Source organism: Botrimarina colliarenosi, assembly GCF_007859955.1.
Taxonomy (GTDB): Bacteria; Planctomycetota; Planctomycetia; order Pirellulales; family Lacipirellulaceae; genus Botrimarina; species Botrimarina colliarenosi.
In genome coordinates this window covers 163,671-180,756 of sequence record NZ_SJPR01000002.1, presented here as the reverse complement: position 1 = coordinate 180,756, position 17,086 = coordinate 163,671, and the positions used below count along the sequence as shown (strand labels likewise).

11 protein-coding genes and 1 pseudogene are annotated in these 17,086 nt (G+C 64.5%); 9 read left to right on the top strand and 3 right to left on the bottom strand.

The window, feature by feature from the left end; all coding sequences use genetic code 11:
• Positions 1 to 67 precede the first annotated feature (67 nt).
• Both Pla108_RS08810 and Pla108_RS08805 read right to left on the bottom strand, forming a co-directional pair.
• Positions 68 to 1,369, bottom strand: a complete 1,302-nt coding sequence (locus Pla108_RS08810) for a tagaturonate epimerase family protein (RefSeq protein WP_197526410.1) — start codon at positions 1,367 to 1,369, stop codon at positions 68 to 70.
• Complete coding sequence (locus tag Pla108_RS08805) at positions 1,366 to 2,754, bottom strand: hypothetical protein (RefSeq protein ID WP_197526409.1); 1,389 nt, start codon at positions 2,752 to 2,754, stop codon at positions 1,366 to 1,368. The genes Pla108_RS08810 and Pla108_RS08805 overlap by 4 nt, the downstream gene beginning before the upstream one ends.
• 664 nt (positions 2,755 to 3,418) lie before the next feature.
• On the opposite strand from Pla108_RS08805, the gene Pla108_RS08800 reads away from it, so the two are divergent.
• From Pla108_RS08800 to Pla108_RS08770, 7 genes are all read left to right on the top strand, one after another.
• On the top strand, positions 3,419 to 4,090 hold the full coding sequence (locus Pla108_RS08800) for a DNRLRE domain-containing protein (RefSeq protein ID WP_197526408.1): 672 nt from the start codon (positions 3,419 to 3,421) through the stop codon (positions 4,088 to 4,090).
• A 154-nt stretch (positions 4,091 to 4,244) separates the two neighbouring features.
• Positions 4,245 to 6,629 (top strand): pectate lyase family protein, encoded by a 2,385-nt coding sequence (locus Pla108_RS08795; RefSeq protein WP_146444570.1) that lies wholly within the window; start codon positions 4,245 to 4,247, stop codon positions 6,627 to 6,629.
• Between the two features lie 20 nt (positions 6,630 to 6,649).
• Entirely contained in the window at positions 6,650 to 8,188 is a 1,539-nt protein-coding gene (locus Pla108_RS08790; protein ID WP_146444569.1) for a hypothetical protein, read from the top strand.
• 38 nt (positions 8,189 to 8,226) lie between these two features.
• On the top strand, positions 8,227 to 9,711 hold the full coding sequence (locus tag Pla108_RS08785) for a right-handed parallel beta-helix repeat-containing protein (RefSeq protein ID WP_146444568.1): 1,485 nt from the start codon (positions 8,227 to 8,229) through the stop codon (positions 9,709 to 9,711).
• A 226-nt stretch (positions 9,712 to 9,937) separates the two neighbouring features.
• Positions 9,938 to 10,900 (top strand): TRAP transporter substrate-binding protein, encoded by a 963-nt coding sequence (locus Pla108_RS08780; protein ID WP_231934397.1) that lies wholly within the window; start codon positions 9,938 to 9,940, stop codon positions 10,898 to 10,900.
• Positions 10,897 to 11,418, top strand: coding sequence for a TRAP transporter small permease (locus tag Pla108_RS08775; RefSeq protein WP_146444567.1), 522 nt, complete (start codon positions 10,897 to 10,899; stop codon positions 11,416 to 11,418). The genes Pla108_RS08780 and Pla108_RS08775 overlap by 4 nt, the downstream gene beginning before the upstream one ends.
• A gap of 5 nt (positions 11,419 to 11,423) precedes the next feature.
• Entirely contained in the window at positions 11,424 to 12,722 is a 1,299-nt protein-coding gene (locus tag Pla108_RS08770; protein WP_146444566.1) for a TRAP transporter large permease, read from the top strand.
• On the opposite strand, the gene Pla108_RS08765 is transcribed toward Pla108_RS08770, so the two are convergent.
• A complete protein-coding gene (locus Pla108_RS08765; RefSeq protein WP_197526407.1) occupies positions 12,719 to 14,215 on the bottom strand; it encodes a PEP-CTERM sorting domain-containing protein in 1,497 nt (498 codons plus the stop codon). The two genes, Pla108_RS08770 and Pla108_RS08765, sit on opposite strands and share 4 nt — an antisense overlap.
• Positions 14,216 to 14,445: 230 nt before the next feature.
• On the opposite strand from Pla108_RS08765, the gene Pla108_RS08760 reads away from it, so the two are divergent.
• Positions 14,446 to 16,827, top strand: coding sequence for a glycoside hydrolase family 3 N-terminal domain-containing protein (locus tag Pla108_RS08760; protein ID WP_197526406.1), 2,382 nt, complete (start codon positions 14,446 to 14,448; stop codon positions 16,825 to 16,827).
• Positions 16,757 to 17,071, top strand: a pseudogene (locus Pla108_RS21610) (LacI family DNA-binding transcriptional regulator); the annotation flags it as partial. The gene Pla108_RS08760 and the pseudogene Pla108_RS21610, both read left to right, overlap by 71 nt.
• Positions 17,072 to 17,086: the final 15 nt, after the last annotated feature.

Sequence of the window (17,086 nt, the reverse complement as noted above, 5' to 3'; positions counted from 1 at the left end):
TAAGTTGTCAGCGAAAAGAATTCAGCGTTCGTCGTGCGCAATCCGGCTCGGCTCATCAAGTCGATGACTAGCCCTCGCGGAGCGGGTCGAGATGTCGCACGAAATGGTCCCGAAGGACCTCCGAATAAGAAGAGTGGTTGCCTAGCAGCACGTCCTTGACGGCCGCGCCAAGCTCCGGATCGGTCATGACCGATCCAAAAGTGCAATGCAAGATCTGCCGCCCGGGGGCGGTGAAGCCGGCGCCCGCCGGAACGTCCTCCCAACGCTCGAGGTACTGCCGCTCGAGCTCGACCGGATCGGCGACCTCCGCTTGCGGCGGCGCGTCGGCGAGCGTCGCGCTCACGTGGTAGGTGGCTTTGTCGCGGTCGTAGCATCCGCGGGAGAAATCGATGATTCGCCGGAAGAGCTCGTCGTCGCAGCGGGCGACGACGCGCAACGCCTCGAGGTAGCTCGTGCCGGCGGTCTTGACGTGGAAGCGCCCCTCGGTCGCCCGCGACAGCAGCCGGTACATCGAGATCTTGTCCGAACCCGAATGCAGCGACAGCTTGTAGGGGCCCATCTCCGCGGCGATCTCGGCGTGGAAACGCAGCGACCGCTCGAGCGACTTGATGTCGCCCTTGTAGTCGACCCCTTTCTCAAAGTCCCCTTCGAACCGGGGAGCGAGGCTGACGAGCCGCACGCCCGCGGCGCGGAGTTGGTCGGCGATCAGGTAGTGTTCGGCGGGGGTCGTCGGTTGCTCGGTCTCGTCGACACTGAGCTCCAACTCGCACGGCTTGCTGAGCCGAGCCGCTTCCTCTTGGACGAAACGCCCCAACGCGATGGTCGTCTGAATCGCCTTGCCGTACTTCACGGCCGCGCGGGCGAGCGTGGGCTCGTCGAAGACGATCTCTCCCGAGGCAAACCGCACCGTCTTGCCGCGGTAGGCGTCGAGCCAGGGGGTGAAGGGCTTGCACGCCTCAAAGCGGGTGGCGAGTTCGGCGGGGGCGTAGTTGTCGGCCTGCTGGTCGACATCCCCGGACGGGTCGAGCGTGAAGAAGACGAAGCCGGCCGCCATCGTCTGGCGGACGTCGTCTTGCGTCTTGAGGTGGTCGGCGTCGGCGCCCCACGGATCGGAGAAACCGGCCGCCGAGAGCGCGTCGGACGCGGCGGCCATGACCTCGGTGGCGGTCCGATTCGTCCGCGTCATCTCGCGGATCGATTGCTGGGCGAAGATTCCCCGGATCGCTCCGCCCGCTTCTTGCAACGCCAATAGGTGACCCGGCGTCGCGAAGCCTAAACGGTCACCGAAGCCGAAGCTCGGCTCGATTCCTAGGAGGCCCGGCTGGACGAGAGCCGGCCCGACGCCGGTCGAGGGAAGGGAAATGCTCACGGCGCGGGCGCCTCGACAAAGCGGGAGAAGTTGCCTTCGAACAAGAGCCGGACGTCGCGGCGGATCTCTTTTTCGCTGACACGCCAGCCGGTCCGTTCGATGTCGGCGTACTTGTCGATCAAGACGTCGGCGATGATCTGCCGGCTATGACTCCATTTGTAGACCAACTGCTCGAGGACCCGCGCGTCGGAGTGCTGCGGGATGAAGCTGAGCCCAAGCAATTCGACCCGCATCCGTGTGATCTCGTCCACCAACGACGGGTTGTTAAGGAACCACCAGCAGCCGAAGACCATCAGGTTGCCGAACTTGCGGGCCGCAACGGCGAGGGCGTGTTGGTTCTCCCGCGCTAGCATCGTGCAGAAGAAGCGGTTGTCCGGGAAGTCGTTCGCTAGTCGAGTGACGCTGTTGACGTCGGACATGCCGACCATGTCGCCCGCGTCACGCAGCGAGGGGTTCACCTGCAGCTGGGAGCCGATCATCATCGCGAACGGCAGGCCACGCTCTGCCAGAACTGGGAGGACGACTTCGCTGAGCACGCGGCTGCTATAAGTGCCGTCTTCGGGCGACTCGTAGCGGAACGTCGGCGGCAGGCTGACGGCGCAGTAGATGGCCGAGACGCGGTCGATCCAATCGTTGAGGAAGCGGCGGGCGTTCTGCACGCTGGGCTCGTCGAGGCTCTCGGTCGCCGGGTACCCCCAACGCGACAGCATCGCGGCGGCGGCGGGCCAGTCTCGCACCAGCGGATCGAAGCGGAGCACGCCGGCGAAGCGGGAGTCGGCGGCGACCTGTGGATTCTCCAGCCAACGCAGGCGTTCGTTATCGTCGAAGACGGCGTTGGTCATGGTGATCCGCGACACGCCCGACAGCTCCATCACCCGATCGATGTGCTTGCTCGGCTCTTGCTCGGCGAACCAGCGGCGGTAGCGGCCCAGGTCGCGCTCGCCCGGGTCAAGCCCGAGGGCAGCTAGCGTTGTCAAAACACCGCGGCACGCCTCGCTGACGGGGCTCCGCTCCAGGAACAATTGCCGCCAGATGTGGTCGGCTTGGTCCTGCTTGCTCATCGACCAAAAGGTCGCATAAGAGAGCTCCGCGTTTGGGACGACCCGGAACGTCTCGGCGACGAGATAGTGGTAGGTCAGCAGCTCATCGACGCCCCAGAGGAGCAACCCGTTCGGGTCGCTGGGCTGGCCAGCCGATTGGCTTGGCGTGCCGAACGTCGGCGGGTAGAGGTGGGTGTGCATGTCCCAGACAGGCTGGGTGAGCACCGCGTCGCGTACGATCGCAGCGACGGCTCCCGTGCGAGCAACGGCGTCGTTAGCCGCAGCGCCGTTCGACGTAATAGACGAGAGATTTTGACCCAAGGTCGCCATAGCAGTCGAAAGCAAGCGGGAGAAAGATCGGCCAGGCTGACAAAAGCCAAGGGCCGGTCGCCGGTTCAAAGCCCGCCACGACGGCGTGGCGAATGAACTTGGCGATTGCACCTAGTAAAGAATTGAACAACCGGATTAGACGAGGGGAGACAGTCTCCGTGAAGATGGCTCTATGATATCCGGCATCGGCGGCCCCGGTCACGCGCGCTGATTGCAAAGCGGGGCAGCAATAACGCAGCACCCGGCGGCAATGAACTGCAACCTGAAGCGGCGGCCGAAGAGTGCGCTTTGACCCTGCCCGTTGGGAGTGTCGCCATGCGTAAATCCCCCCTGGCTCTGCAAGCTAGGGTCATTGAGTCCCTGTCTCCCGGGGGCTAGCGTAAGAGCTGATCTCCCGTGATTCAGCGGGATTTCTAGCTCCTTTTCCTCTCGAGACGCCGCGTCTCGCCACCCTGGGTGGAAAGACGCAGCCCCTCTCGAAACCGTCCCTCCCGGGCGGGGCGCGACGCCCACTGGGACGGTCATCACTTTTCACCCGTCGTCGTCCTCGAAAGTACCGCCTAAAAGCGGGGGAGTGCATCTCATGAAATGGCAGCCGTGGTGGCCCACAACATCGAATCGCCAACTTCTTCTTCACGCCGCAGTGATTGCCGCTCTTGGCGGTCTGAGCGCATCGACAATGGCGGCGACGATCAACGTTGCCGACGACACCTGGGTCCGTGAAGACGGTGCGGACAGCAATCGTAACGGCAACGATCAGATGAACGCGCGCACCGATATCGACGCGGACGACAACGACATCATCCTGCTGCGTTTCCCGACGACCGGCCTTCCTTCGGGCGTCTCGAATGTTTCGTTGAACTTGTTCTGGCAGCGCAGCGACGGCGGTACGGGCAACGGCCTGAAGCTCTACGGCCTCAATGAAACCGACCCTGACGAGACTCTCTGGGATGAAACGACGGTAACCTACAACAACGCGCCCGGCCTTCTTCCCGATGGCATTGACCCGACGGCTGAAACCGCTGCGATGTCTTCGTTTGACGAGGTGCAAGACCTCGACGTCGCCAATCTGACGCTCTTGGTCGCTGATCAGCCGTATGGTCCGCAGGTCCTCAACGACCCCTACTCGTTCTCGAGCGCCGCGTTAGACGCGTTCCTGAACGCCGACACGAACGGCGAAGTGACGTTCCTGATCCTCCGCAGCAATGAGGCGACCAGCAGCAACCAGGCGCGTTTCTGGCCGAAGGAATCAGGCCCGGGCGCCACGCTGACCTTTGAAGCCGTTCCTGAGCCCACCGCCGCCGTCATCGCTCTGGCTGGGGCCGCTGCTTTGCTGCGTCGGCGTCGCTGATACATCCGGCTTCCAAAGCGCTGTAAGCCTGGGCCGATTGGCGTCTTCCGAGGACGCCGGTCGGCCCTTCTTCTATTCCGCACTTTCCCCAGAGCGGCCGGGCTTTCCTCCCTTTGCCGTCCTGGGCCCTTCGTCTCCGAGCCGTTTTGGCGCCATGCGATTCCAACTGATGCAACATGTCCGCCTCGCCTTAGGCGTCCTGCTAGCGACCGCATCCAGCTCGGTCATCGGGCAGGTCCCCTTCTTCCCAGGGGCCGAGGGCTTTGGCGGCTCTTTCACTGGAACGGCGCCCGCCGCGGGTTGGTTCTCGGACGCCACCGTCTACCACGTCACTAACCTCAACGACTCCGGGGCTGGCTCTTTCCGCGACGCCTTCAAGGAGAAAACCTCGAACCGGATCATCGTCTTCGATGTCGCCGGAACGATCCAGCTCACCAGCGACAGCCTCGACATTAAGAACCTGTCGAATTACTACATCGCCGGCCAGACCGCCCCCGGCGAGGTGACGCTGACCGGGGACACGGTCCAGATCACCCACAGCAACAATTACGACAACTCGAACATTGTGTTGCGCTACATGACGTTCCGGAAAGGGACCGGCAACGGGTCGGACGCAATCACTTTCGCCGGCGGTAATTCAGCGACGCCCACGAATGTCGGCACCAACATGATCCTTGACCACGTCACCGCCACGTGGGCCGAGGACGAGAACCTCTCGATCGCCAACAATAACACCAACATCACGGTGCAGTACTCGCTGATCGCCGATGCGACGGGGGGCTCGCACTCGTATGGCACGCTTGCTCGCACGCGGAGCGACGCCTCGGTATCGATCCACCACAACCTCTACGCAAACAATGAGAGCCGTCAGCCCCGTTTGGGCACCTACAACGAGTCGCTGCTGACAGCCGATGTCCGCAACAACGTCGTTTACAACTGGGGGGGTCGCGCCACCTACGCAGGCGGCAGCAGTGAGAGCGAGACCGAGCACGTCGATGTCAACTACGTCGGCAATTACCTGGTTGCGGGCCCCTGGTCAGCTAGCAACGCCACGAAGGCGTTCATAATCGACAAGAATACCGATGTCGAAGCGTACCAGTCGGGCAACTTCATCGACTCCGATCGGGCCTTGAATCCCTCGGGCGAACCCAACGGCGCCGACACGGGCTGGAACATGTTCCAGCTGCAAACCACGTCGCCGCAGTCGACGCTGACGCAGCGGGCGACGCCGGTCGCGACGGCTCCCGTGACGACACAGTCGGCGCTCGACGCCTATCGGTCGATCGTCGCTCATGCGGGCAACTCGGCATGGGGCCGCGACGCGATCGACCAACGGATTATCAGTAACCTCGTGAACAACACGGCGCCGGCGAACGGCCCCCAGCCGGACGCTCCGCTCCCTGCCGAACTAGCGATGGTGAACGGCGCCACGGCCTCGTATCACCCGGCCGGTTACGACACCGACGGCGACGCGATGCCCGACGCCTGGGAGATCGCCCACGGCCTCAACCCCAATTCGGCGGCCGACTGGAATTTAGACTTCGACACCGACGGCTACATCAACCTCATCGAGTTCATCAACGAGCGGGGGGAGTTCCCGGCGTCGGCGCCGATCGTCTTCACGGGGGACGCCGGAACCCGATTCGCCCGCATCGAGAACTGGCGGACGGACGACGGGGGGGTGACCGCGGGCAGCCTGTGGCAACCGTCGCGGCACGATTTGGCGATCATCCGCAACGCCGACGTCGTCGTTGACGCGGTCGGGCAGCATGCGGGGCTGCTGAAGATCGGCGGGGCGCCCGGTGACGACGCGTCGCTCACCATCAGCAACGGTTGGCTCGACACCGCCGAAGGGGTCGTCATCGGGGACGTCGACGGCGCGGTTGCCGATTTGTCGATCACCGGCGGACTACTCGTCGCCCCCTCGCTGACGAAGGGAATCGGCGGGACGCTGTCATTCACCGGCGGAGAGCTCGTCACCGAGGCGGTTGGGTTCGACTTGACCGTCGCCGGCGGCAAACTGTCGCCCGGCTTGGGGATCGGCGGCCTGGACATCGATGGCGATCTGTCTTTAAGCACCGGAGCCCTGGAGATCGAACTCGCAGCCGCGATGCAAGACGCCGTGACTGTCACCGGAACCGCGACGCTCGGCGGCGCGCTCGAGGTGACGCTGCGGGACGGTTTCGCGCCGACGGCGGGCGCCTGGAAGGTGCTGACGGCCGACGAAGTTGTTGGTGACTTCTCATCGATCACAGCCGGCTTTAGCGCCGTCACGGTCGGCGACAGCGTCTGGGTAGCCGTTGGGCTCGCCGGTGACTTCAACGGCGACGGCGCCGTCGATGCGGCCGACTACACCGTCTGGCGCGACGGGCTCGGTTCCGTCTACTCGGCGCAAGACTACTACCTCTGGGCGGCCAACTACGGGGCCACGGCCGCTGCTAACCCGGGGACGTCGGTCCCCGAGCCCGCAGCGCTCGTGGGAGCCGTGCTGATGGGCCTCCTGTCCACATTACGGCGTTCTTATCGCGAACCCGTCTAGGCCAGCAACAAAGGACCGCCGTGAAGTTTCTATCAAACCGCTGGCTTGGATACGCCCTCCTCTTGGTAGGGACGCCAAGCGCCGCCGAGCAGCCGCTCGCCTTCCCCGGCGCGGTGGGCCAGGGCGCTGCGTCGGTCGGTGGGCGGGGTGGCGATGTCTACCACGTTACGTCGCTTGCCGATTACTCGACTAGATCGGACGAACCGAAGATCGAAGGCAGCCTGCGACACGCGATTCGCTCAGCCACCGGCCCGCGGACCGTCGTGTTCGATGTCGCCGGCGTGATCCGTCTAAAGCAGCCACTCGAGGTCAAGAAGAACAACCTCACCATCGCAGGACAGACTTCCCCCGGAGGCGTCACGCTCTTCGGCTACCCGTTCGAGGTGTCGCGGGCGAAGGATGTTGTCATCCGGCATCTCCGGGTCCGTTGCGGCGATCTGAACGCCCGCAACCGGACCGACAAGAACCCCGCCGGCGCCGGGGACCTCGACGCCTCCAGCGCCAACGCGATCCAGATCGGCGGCGGCTCCGAGCGGGTCATCCTCGACCACGTCTCAACGTCGTGGGGCATGGACGAAACGCTGTCGATCACCAACGCCCGCGACGTGACCGTCCAGCACTCGATCGTCGCCGAGGCGCTTGATCGTTCCTACCATGCCAAGGGCGCGCACGGTTACGGCAGCTTGGTTCGCGGGATGGTCACCCCCCAGGACCAGCAGGCAAACCGCGGCGGTTACACCCTCTACGGCGATCTCTGGGCCCATAACCGGGCGCGAAACCCGTCGATGGGCGGCCAGCAATTCCTCCGGCCCGGCCTTGCGGAGGCGGACCGGCTGCAGACCGACGTCAACATCGTCAACTGTGTTGTCTACGACTGGAGCGAACAGGCGACCCACCGAAATAACCTGGGCGGAGCGCGGGTCAACCTCGTCGGCAACTACTACGTCGCGGGGCCGATGAAGGCGTCTAAGTACTTCTTCCGTGGTGGTGGCGGTCCGCAGTCGCCAACTCAAATCTACCAACGCGGCAATTGCTACGACCGCGACCAAGACGCTGGCCATAATGGCGTTCTCTACGAGACCGACGAGCAAATCGCGGTCGGCTTCGATGGGCTGGACGACGACGACGTGGTCCGCAGCGAAGGCGAACCGCTCGGGTTCCTAGCGTCCGTCCCCGACAGCACCATCCTCAAGGCGCCGGCTGCCTACGCAGTAGTCGCCGCATCCGTCGGCGCTTCGCTGTGGCGTGACGCGATTGATCAGCGGGTCATCGATTCGCTCGAAACGCGCTCTGGCAAGGTGATCGACTCACAAGAAGTGTATCGCGGCGGCGACGGCGTGCTCCCCGGCGTTAACGACCTCCCTGAGGTTCATCGCCCCGCCGGCTTCGACTGCGATGGCGACGGAATGGCGGACGCCTTCGAGAGGTCCCACGGCCTCGACCCCAACGATCCCGAGGACCGCAACGGCCTGACCCTGCGAGAGAACGACGGCGCCGTTGGCCTGACGAATCTTGAGGTCTACCTCGACATGATCACGCACCAACGCGACGCGTATTAGCGTCCTTTGCGATACACACGGAACGAGAAGGCAAACCGATGACGCTTCGAAGAGTTAGCTTGACGCTAGCGAGTATCGTGCTCGCTTCGATGGGCTCGGCGTGGGCCGCCGAATACTACATCTCACCGACAGGGAGCAACGGCGGAAATGGCGGCATCGGCTCGGCGTGGGCCACGTTTGACTACGCAATCGACCAGATCGATCCGGGCGACACGCTCTACGTCCGCGGCGGGACCTACTCGCTAAGCAGCCGCATCCAGATCCGCGGCAATGAAGGGGGGACGGAGACCGCCCCCCTCCGCATCTGGGCCTACGGTGACGAGACGCCCGTGCTCGACTTCTCGTCGATGTCCAACAGCCTCTGGGGCCAGTCGAGCGGCCGGGGCATCCAGGTAGATGACGGCGCCGACTGGGTCCACCTCCGTGGCTTGACCATCGAGAACGCCCGCGACAACGGCATCTGGAGCGGCGCCAGCCACGGCACGTACGAGCGAATGGTCACCCGCTGGAACGGCGACTCGGGCACGCAACTGAGTGGCTCCGCCTCCCACAACCTGATCCTGAATACGGACTCTTACGAGAACTACGACCCCTCCAACAATGGCGAGAACGCCGACGGCTTCGCCATCAAGTTCACCGACCTGGGGCCTGGGAATGTGGTTCGTGGCGCCCGCGCCTGGGGCAACGCCGACGACGGCTGGGACATGTGGGAGAGCATCGCTGGCGCCGTCACCGTCGAAGACTCATGGGCGTTTGACAACGGCAAACTGATCCCGCGGTTCTTTGACGCCGACGCGTTGGAAGACGGCGACCTCACCGCCGGAAATTTCAATGGCGACGGCAACGGTTACAAGCTTGGCCAAGACGCCGGGCCCCACACGCTCAATCGCGTCCTGGCCTGGGACAACCAGGTCCGGGGTATCGACGTCAACGGCAACGGTTTTGGGGTGTTCGTCAAACACTCGACGGTCTACGACTCGGGCCGCAACTGGCAATTCGACGAGACGGCGTCCGAGACCGTTAACAAGCACTTGCTAACCAACAACGTCTCCCTGCAAGGGAGTCAGTCCGACACGTTTCAGTCGGGGGTCACCAGCGAATCGAACACGTGGAACGGCATTTCGGTCAATGCGGCCGACTTTCTGTCGCTCGACGACACGATCGCCCGCGGGCCACGCCAGGCCGATGGCAGCCTACCGGTTAGTGATTTCCTGCGGCTCGCGCCGGACAGCAACCTGATCGACGCCGGCAAGAACATCGGTCTGCCCTTCTCGGGTTTGGCGCCCGATCTCGGCGCTTTTGAGACCGGCATCCTCGGCGACTACAACTCCGACGGGGTCGTCAACGCGGGCGACTACACCGTCTGGCGCGACGGCTTTGGCGCCGGCTTCACGATGGCGGACTACGACGTTTGGGCGACGCACTACGGAGAAGGCGTCGTGTCGAGCGTCGCGATCCCCGAGCCCCTTAGCCTGCTGCTCGTCATCGGCGCTGCGTCCCCGCTAGTGAGCCGACGGCGCTAGCCGCGGGCGGCGCCAAGGTTGTGGAGTCGAACAGAGTTTTCGGTCATCCAAGTCGCGACGCGGCAAAGCCATTGATAGCCGACGGCGTGGCGGTTAGCGTTTACGAGAATCACCCGCGGGTTTGAACCCGCACAACTTCAATGCTCTTCGAGGACATCCGTTGCCCGATTCGAGCCTGTCCAAAACGTCCTCAATCCTTTCAGCCGGAGTCCTGATTGGCTGCCTGTTGACGACCTGCGCCTACGCCCTGATTGAGCGGAGCCGGCATACCTCCGGGAAGAGCGACACGGTCGTCCTGAAGTTGGGGCACAGCCTCGACACCGGCCATCCCGTCCACTTGGCGATGGAGCGAATGGCCGAGCGACTGGAAGAGCTCTCCGACGGCGCCGTCCGCATGCGGATCGCCCCCAACGGACAGCTGGGGAGTGAAACGGAGTGCATCGAGTTACTGCAACGCGGCGCCTTGGCCATGACGAAGACGTCGACCGGCCCGCTCGAGAGCTTTATCCCGGAAATGGCGATCTTCGGCGTGCCTTACGTGTTCCGCAGCGAGGAGCAGTTCTGGAACGTCTTGAACGGACCGATCGGCGATGAGCTGCTCGTCTCGGGCGACGACAGTGGCATGATGGGGCTTTGTTGGTACGACGCCGGCGCACGCAGCTTCTACACCAAGTCGACCCCCATCCTGCAGCCAGACGATCTTCGCGGCCTGAAGCTTCGGGTGCAGAACAGCCAAACCGCCATGCGGATGGTGGAGGCGCTCGGTGGGTCGCCGACGCCGCTCACCTTTGGAGAGCTCTACACCGGCTTGCAGCAAGGCCTCGTCGATGGGGCGGAGAACAACCCGCCGAGCTTCTGGACCAGCCGCCACTTCGAGGTCTGCAAAGAGTACTCGCTCGACGAGCACACCCGGGTGCCGGACCTGCTGCTGATCAGCCGCTCTTGGTGGGAGCGTCTCGATCCCGAGCAGCAAGCGTGGCTCCGGCAGGCGGCGAAAGAGTCGTCCGAATGGGAACGTGAGGCGTGGCGCGTCCGCACCGAGGAATCACTGAAGGCGGTTGAAGAGGCGGGCGTCCACCTGCATTATCCCGACACGAAGAGCTTTGCCGAGCGCGTGGCGCCGATGCACGACTCGTACGACGGCACCGCCGTGGGCGCGCTCATGGCCCGCGTCCGGGAGACCGAATGAACAAGCCAACCACGCCGCTATTCCGATTGGCGCGGGTGGTCGAGCGAATGCTCGACGCCGCGGCCGGATCGATCTTGGCGATCCTGGTGCTGATCGTCGCCTGGGGAGTCTTTACACGTTTCGCCCTCGGCGCCGCGAGCTGGTGGACCGAGGAGTCGGCGCGGCTGCTGCTGGTGTGGCTGACGATGCTCGGCGCGGCGGCCGCCTCGGCGCGCGGCGAGAACCTCGGGGTCGATTATTTCGCTAGTCGGATGCACCCCGACGCCCGTCGCCTGATCGGCCTGACGGTCGAGATGACCGTGATCGCCTTCGCCGCCTCGGTGCTCGTCTACGGCGGCTTGGTCCTGATGGTCGAGACGCTCCGCTCGGGGCAAACGACCGCCGCAATCGGACTTCGCATGGGGTGGGTCTACGCGGCGGTCCCGATCAGCGGACTCGGGATGATCCTGTTCGGGGTCGAGCGGATTGTCCGACTCCTGGCGAATGTCGATCCCAACGATCCCGAAGCGGTGGCCTAAACGTAGTGGACCCTCAAACCGCGATTCTAGTTGTTGCTTTCGGCGTGCTCTTGGTGCTCGGCGCTCCGATCGCTGTCGCACTCGGGATCTCGGCGCTGCTGACGCTCGCCTCGCTGGCGGAAACGCCGGCGTGCTACACCGTGGCCCAACGGCTGAGCACCGGGATCGCGAGCTTTCCGCTGCTGGCGATCCCATTCTTCGTGCTCGCCGGCGCGCTCATGGGCGAAGGGGGCATGGCGAGACGGCTGGTCGCCTTGGCGTCCGCCGTCGTGGGGCCCCGCCGCGGCGCGTTGTCATATGTGACGACGATCACTTGCATGCTCTTCGGCGCGATCTCCGGGTCCGCCACGGCGGCGGTCTCGAGCGTCGGCGGCATGCTGATCCCAGAGATGGTGCGTAAGGGGTACGGCCGCCCCTACAGCGTGGCGGTCACCACGACGGCGGCCACCACGGGGCTGGTGATCCCCCCCAGCAATATCATGATCGTCTACGCCCTGGTGGCGGGGGGCGTGTCGGTCGCAGCGATCTTCTTGGCGGGCGTCCTGCCGGGCGTGTTGATTGGTTTGGCGATCATGGTCGCGTGCCGCCTCACGACGCCGGCTTCCGCCATCGCGGCCGAGGGGGACGAGCGCGGTCCGAGCATCGCCGCCTCCGCGCTGCAAGCGGCGCCGACGATGTTCCTTGTGATGATCGTCCTGGGCGGCATCTTGGGAGGCGTTTTCTCCCCCACCGAGGCCTCGGCAATCGCTGTGCTGTACGCCCTGGTGCTCACGGTCGTTTTTTACCGCGAGATCAAGCTGACCGATCTGCCGCGGCTCTGCGTCCGTTCGGCCTCGACGACCGCCGTGATCTTTCTGCTGATCGGCGCCAGTCAAGCCATGAGTTGGGTGATGACGATTCAGGGGATCCCTCAGTCCGTAAGCGACGCGATGCTCGGCCTATCGGAGAATCCCGTCATCATCCTCCTGACGATGAACGCGCTGTTGCTCGTTGTCGGCACGTTCATGGATATGACGCCCGCGGTGCTCATCTTTACGCCGATCTTCTTGCCCGTCGCGACCGAGTTGGGCATGCACCCGGTCCACTTCGGTGTGATGATCATCGTGAACCTCTGCATCGGACTCTGCACCCCACCGGTGGGCACGTGCCTCTTTATCGGCTGCGGCGTCGGGCAAGTGCCGATCTCGCAGGTCGTACGTCCGATGCTGCCGTTCTTTGCGGCGATGCTCGCCGCACTGATCGCGGTTACATTTATCCCGGCCTTGTCCCTCTGGCTACCGCGCGTGCTGCATCTGATTGACTAGCGATTACGTCGACCGGCTGACGCCCATACGAGGCCAATAGTGACCAAGATCAAGCCGCCCGGTTCGGGGACGCTGCGGGTTGTCGCCACGCCGAATCCAGCGCCGTAATTCGTGGCCCAGAGAAGGCGGTCGACGACATCGACATCGCCATCCAGGTCGGCGTCGGCAGCCATGTTGCTCGTCGTTCCGACCGAATCTCGCCACACGGTGTAGTCGGCCGCATCGACCGAGCCGTCGAAATTAAAGTCGCCGGCGGCCAAAGGAGCAAAGACGCGTTCGGCGAAGAATGAGGGTTCCAGGCTTTCGACCAGCCCAAACAACAGGAACAGGTGATCAACGAGCCCTGCGTCGTTGGGGACCCAACCAGGCTGCGCGTCGGAGACCCTCACCAAGCCGTACCGATAGCGGGGGTCGGACGCCGGCGGCTGGTCGGCGGCAAAGTCGAGGAGCGTCTCGATATCGCCCCAGGCGGCGACCGCCTCGGGAGAGAAGACTTCGCCCGGGTGGTCGAGAATCCGGTCGGCGTAGTAGCCGTCCGGACTGACGCCGGCGGTCAGTCCGTAGCGATAGGCTTCCTCGAGCACTTGCGCCGAGTACTGACGGTCGGCCCGCTGTTGGTTTGTTAGCAGCGTCTGGAACTTGGGGTCGTTTCGAAAATCGCCGTTGAAGAATTGCGCCTGCTGCGTCCAGAAGGCGGGAGCGAAACCGCTCGGACTGTCCGTTGCGGTCACGATCCCTTGGTAGCTCTGCTTCGGCGCGAGCTGGGCGTTGAGCCATTGCCGGCGGACCGCAACGGCGCGGTCGTTGTTGCCTTGTTGTCGGAGCGCCAGGCTGACAACAAGCTGGTACTCGTTCCAAGGCCGGACGGCGCCCCCTGCCCCGCCACCCGAACTGGTCATGTCGAGCCACACCCGGCCATCGCGGCTGGGGTGGATCGCCGCGTTGAAATCGATCGATTCGGTTAGCGTCTGCGTTAGCGCATCAATCTCACCCGCCAACGGCGACCCCGCCATGGCGAAATGATTTCGGGCGAACTGGGCGCCGGCGACCACAAGAGCCGAACCGATCGGGCTGTAGCTGTCGTCCCAACCGGGGGGATCGCCGCCCGTGTTGATGTCGAGGAAATGCAGGTAATGCCCGTTGGGCGACCGCAGCGGCGTGACGCCGGGGGTCAGCCCGTTATAAGCCCGGAGGATATCGACCACTTTCTGCCCGGCGTTGGGGAGCGTTCCCAGCTGGTCGAAAGCGGCGAGCGAAACCAGTGCGAAGCCGGCCGCGTCGGGGGTGGCGGGGTGGAAGCTGCTCGCTGCCGGGTTGAGCACGAGCGAGTCGCGGACCAGCCCCGACGGCTGAATGGCGTCGAGGACGTAGTTTTGCAGCCGTGCGATCTGGTCAGTACGGAAAGCCGCCAAGTCCTGAGCCGGAGCCTTGGCGCCTAAGATCGCCACGACGACGAGAGGGAATCCGAGCAGGGCGCCATGGTGTTGCGGCATGATGGTCCCGGTGGGACGAGCGGGGCTCGAAGAGGCTGTGACGAGGCTGTGACGAGGCAGAAGATGAGAAACCCCATCATAGCAAGGCATGAAAACGCTTGCAGTCGACGTGGCGTTGAGGTCATATGCTAACCATGGAAGCTCCTCATCTCTCTCCAAATCCGCTTTTCACCACCATGAGCCACCACGCCCCCCGGCGATCGCGCCTCGCGCCTCGATGCCTTGCGTCCGTGGGGATCGTCCTCGCCTTGGGCTGGTACACGGCGATCGCCAGCGGAGAAGACGCCGCGGCGATCAACCCGGAGGTCGAAACCACCGAGGGGGAGACCGCCGACCCGCTGATCGAGCCAGAAGCACTCCCCGCAGTCAGCATGGACCTGACATCGGGCACGGTCGACAAAATCGCACAGCGGGTGCTCGCCGAAATGAGCCTCCGTGAGAAGATCGGACAGCTTTGCCAAGTCGCGGTCTTCGGCGCCGACCTCCCCGAAGAGACGGTAAAAGACCTGCGGGCGGGCAGGATTGGCTCGCTGTTCTACACCGGCAGCCCCGAGCAAACCCGACGAGCGAAGCGGATAGCTATTGAGGAGTCGCGTCTCGGCTTGCCGCTGCTGACGCCCCGCGACGTGATCCACGGCTTCGAAATGGTCTTCCCGATCCCCCTCGGCCAAGCGGCCAGCTGGGACCCCGATCTGATCAAAGCAGCCGCCTCCATCGCCGCCGACGAGGCGTCGGCGAAAGGGGTCAATTGGACTTTCGCGCCGATGATCGACGTCGGCCGCGACGCCCGCTGGGGCCGGGTCGCCGAGTCGGCCGGCGAGGACCCAGTGCTCGGATCGGCCGTCGCCGCAGCCATGATTGAAGGCTACCAGCAACCCGCCGAGGGGTCGGACGGCGCCACCGTTTACGAGGGGATCGCGGCCTGCGCGAAGCACTTTGCCGGCTACGGTCTGACCGAAGGGGGGCGTGATTACAACCGGGCCGAGGTCTCGATCAGCGAGCTGAACAACGTCATTTTGCCCCCCTTCCATACGGCAGTAGACGTGGGCTGCGCGACCTTTATGACCGGTTTCAGCACCGTCAACGGCGTTCCCGCGACCGGCCACTACCAACTGATAACCGAAACGCTGAAGGAAGGTTGGGGCTTCGATGGACTGGTCGTAAGCGATTGGGGCTCTGTCGTCGAAATGATCGATCACGGTTACGCCGCGGACCACCGCGAAGCGGCCCGGCTCGCGTTCACGGCCGGTCTTGATATGGAGATGGCGACGACAACCTATCGGGAGAATCTCGTCGATCTCATTGAGTCGGGAGCTGTCAGCACCGCGGCTCTCGACGACGCCGTGCTTAGGGTTCTGCGTGTCAAACTCCGCTTCGCGATGCCGCGTGATGAGCAACCGCGCCCGGCGGGGTCGCAGGCGAGCCCGCGCGAAACGGCCCGCCAACTCGCGAGAGAAAGCTGTGTCCTCCTCAAGAATGAGGCGCAGACGCTCCCGCTCACGCCGAGTGAACTCAAGCGAGTCGCTGTTATCGGCCCGCTCGCCGACGCCGCTCGCGATCAGCTCGGCTGCTGGATGCTGGACGGCAATCCCGACGAGGCGGTTACCGTGCTCAGCGCATTGAAGCAGGCGCTTGGCCCAGAAATAGAGGTCGCCTATTCGGCCGGGGCGGCATCGAGCATTGACGAGTCGGATGCTGGCATCGAGGCCGCTCGCGACGCCGCCGCGGAGGCCGATGTCGCGGTTGTCTGTGTCGGCGAGGGGTGGAATCTCAGCGGTGAGGCCCGCAGTCGCGCCAACCTCCGACTGCCCGGTTCACAACGTGAACTGGTCCGGGCCGTTGAGCAAACCGGGACACCGGTGGTCCTCGTCGTGCTTGCCGGCCGGCCCCTCACGATTGGCGACGAGACTGCCGTCGCGGACGCGGTGCTGTACGCGTGGCACCCCGGCACGATGGGTGGCCCCGCCATTGCGGACCTCCTACTGGGAGTCGAATCGCCCAGCGGCAAGCTACCGGTGACGTTCCCCAAGCAGGTCGGGCAGAGCCCGCTCTACTACAACCACCCCAGCACGGGGCGCCCGGCGTTGCCTGAAACCCGAGCCTTGCTCGGGTCGGGCCGCGATGATTTCCCCGAGCTGCAGAAGTACCGCTCGCATTACCTGGACGTCGACCCGTTCCCCCTTTACCCGTTCGGATTTGGGCTGTCCTACACGACCTTTTCCTACGGCGCCGTTGAACTGAGTACACCTTCCCTCCGGCCGGGACAGACGGTGGGAGTCCGCGTATCGCTAACGAACACCGGAAGCGTCGTGGCGGAAGAGGTCGCCCAGCTCTATGTCCAGGACGTCACCGCGAGCATCGTCCGCCCGGTACGAGAGCTGAAGGCGTTCCGCCGGGGCCGGCTGGAGCCGGGCGAGAGCGAGACACTCGAATTCGCCCTCTCGACAGACGATCTCGCCTACTACGACAACGACGGGACCCTCGTTCTGGAGCCGGGCGAGTTTCGCCTTGGTGTGGGGGGAAACTCTTCGGTCCCGCTCGATGCGACGCTCCAACTCACCGAATCGGCGTCGACCGCCGAAGCTCCGACGAGGCGGCCCTCGAGTCGCTAAGTCGACAACCGCGTTGCTGTACGGCCAATCGCGGGCTACGCTAGCGACGCCGATAACTCCCGCTCCCGTCCCGCCTTCCAGACGCGGGATCCTTCAGCCCCGCCCGCCGATGGCCGCGTCGATCGAAGACGTTGCGAAAAAGGCTAACGTCTCGATTAGTACCGTTTCGCGCGTTCTCAACCGTCGGAACATTGTCAACGCCGAGACCTGCAAAAGAGTTGAGGCCGCAATCGCGGAGCTTGGGTACCGTCCCAACGTC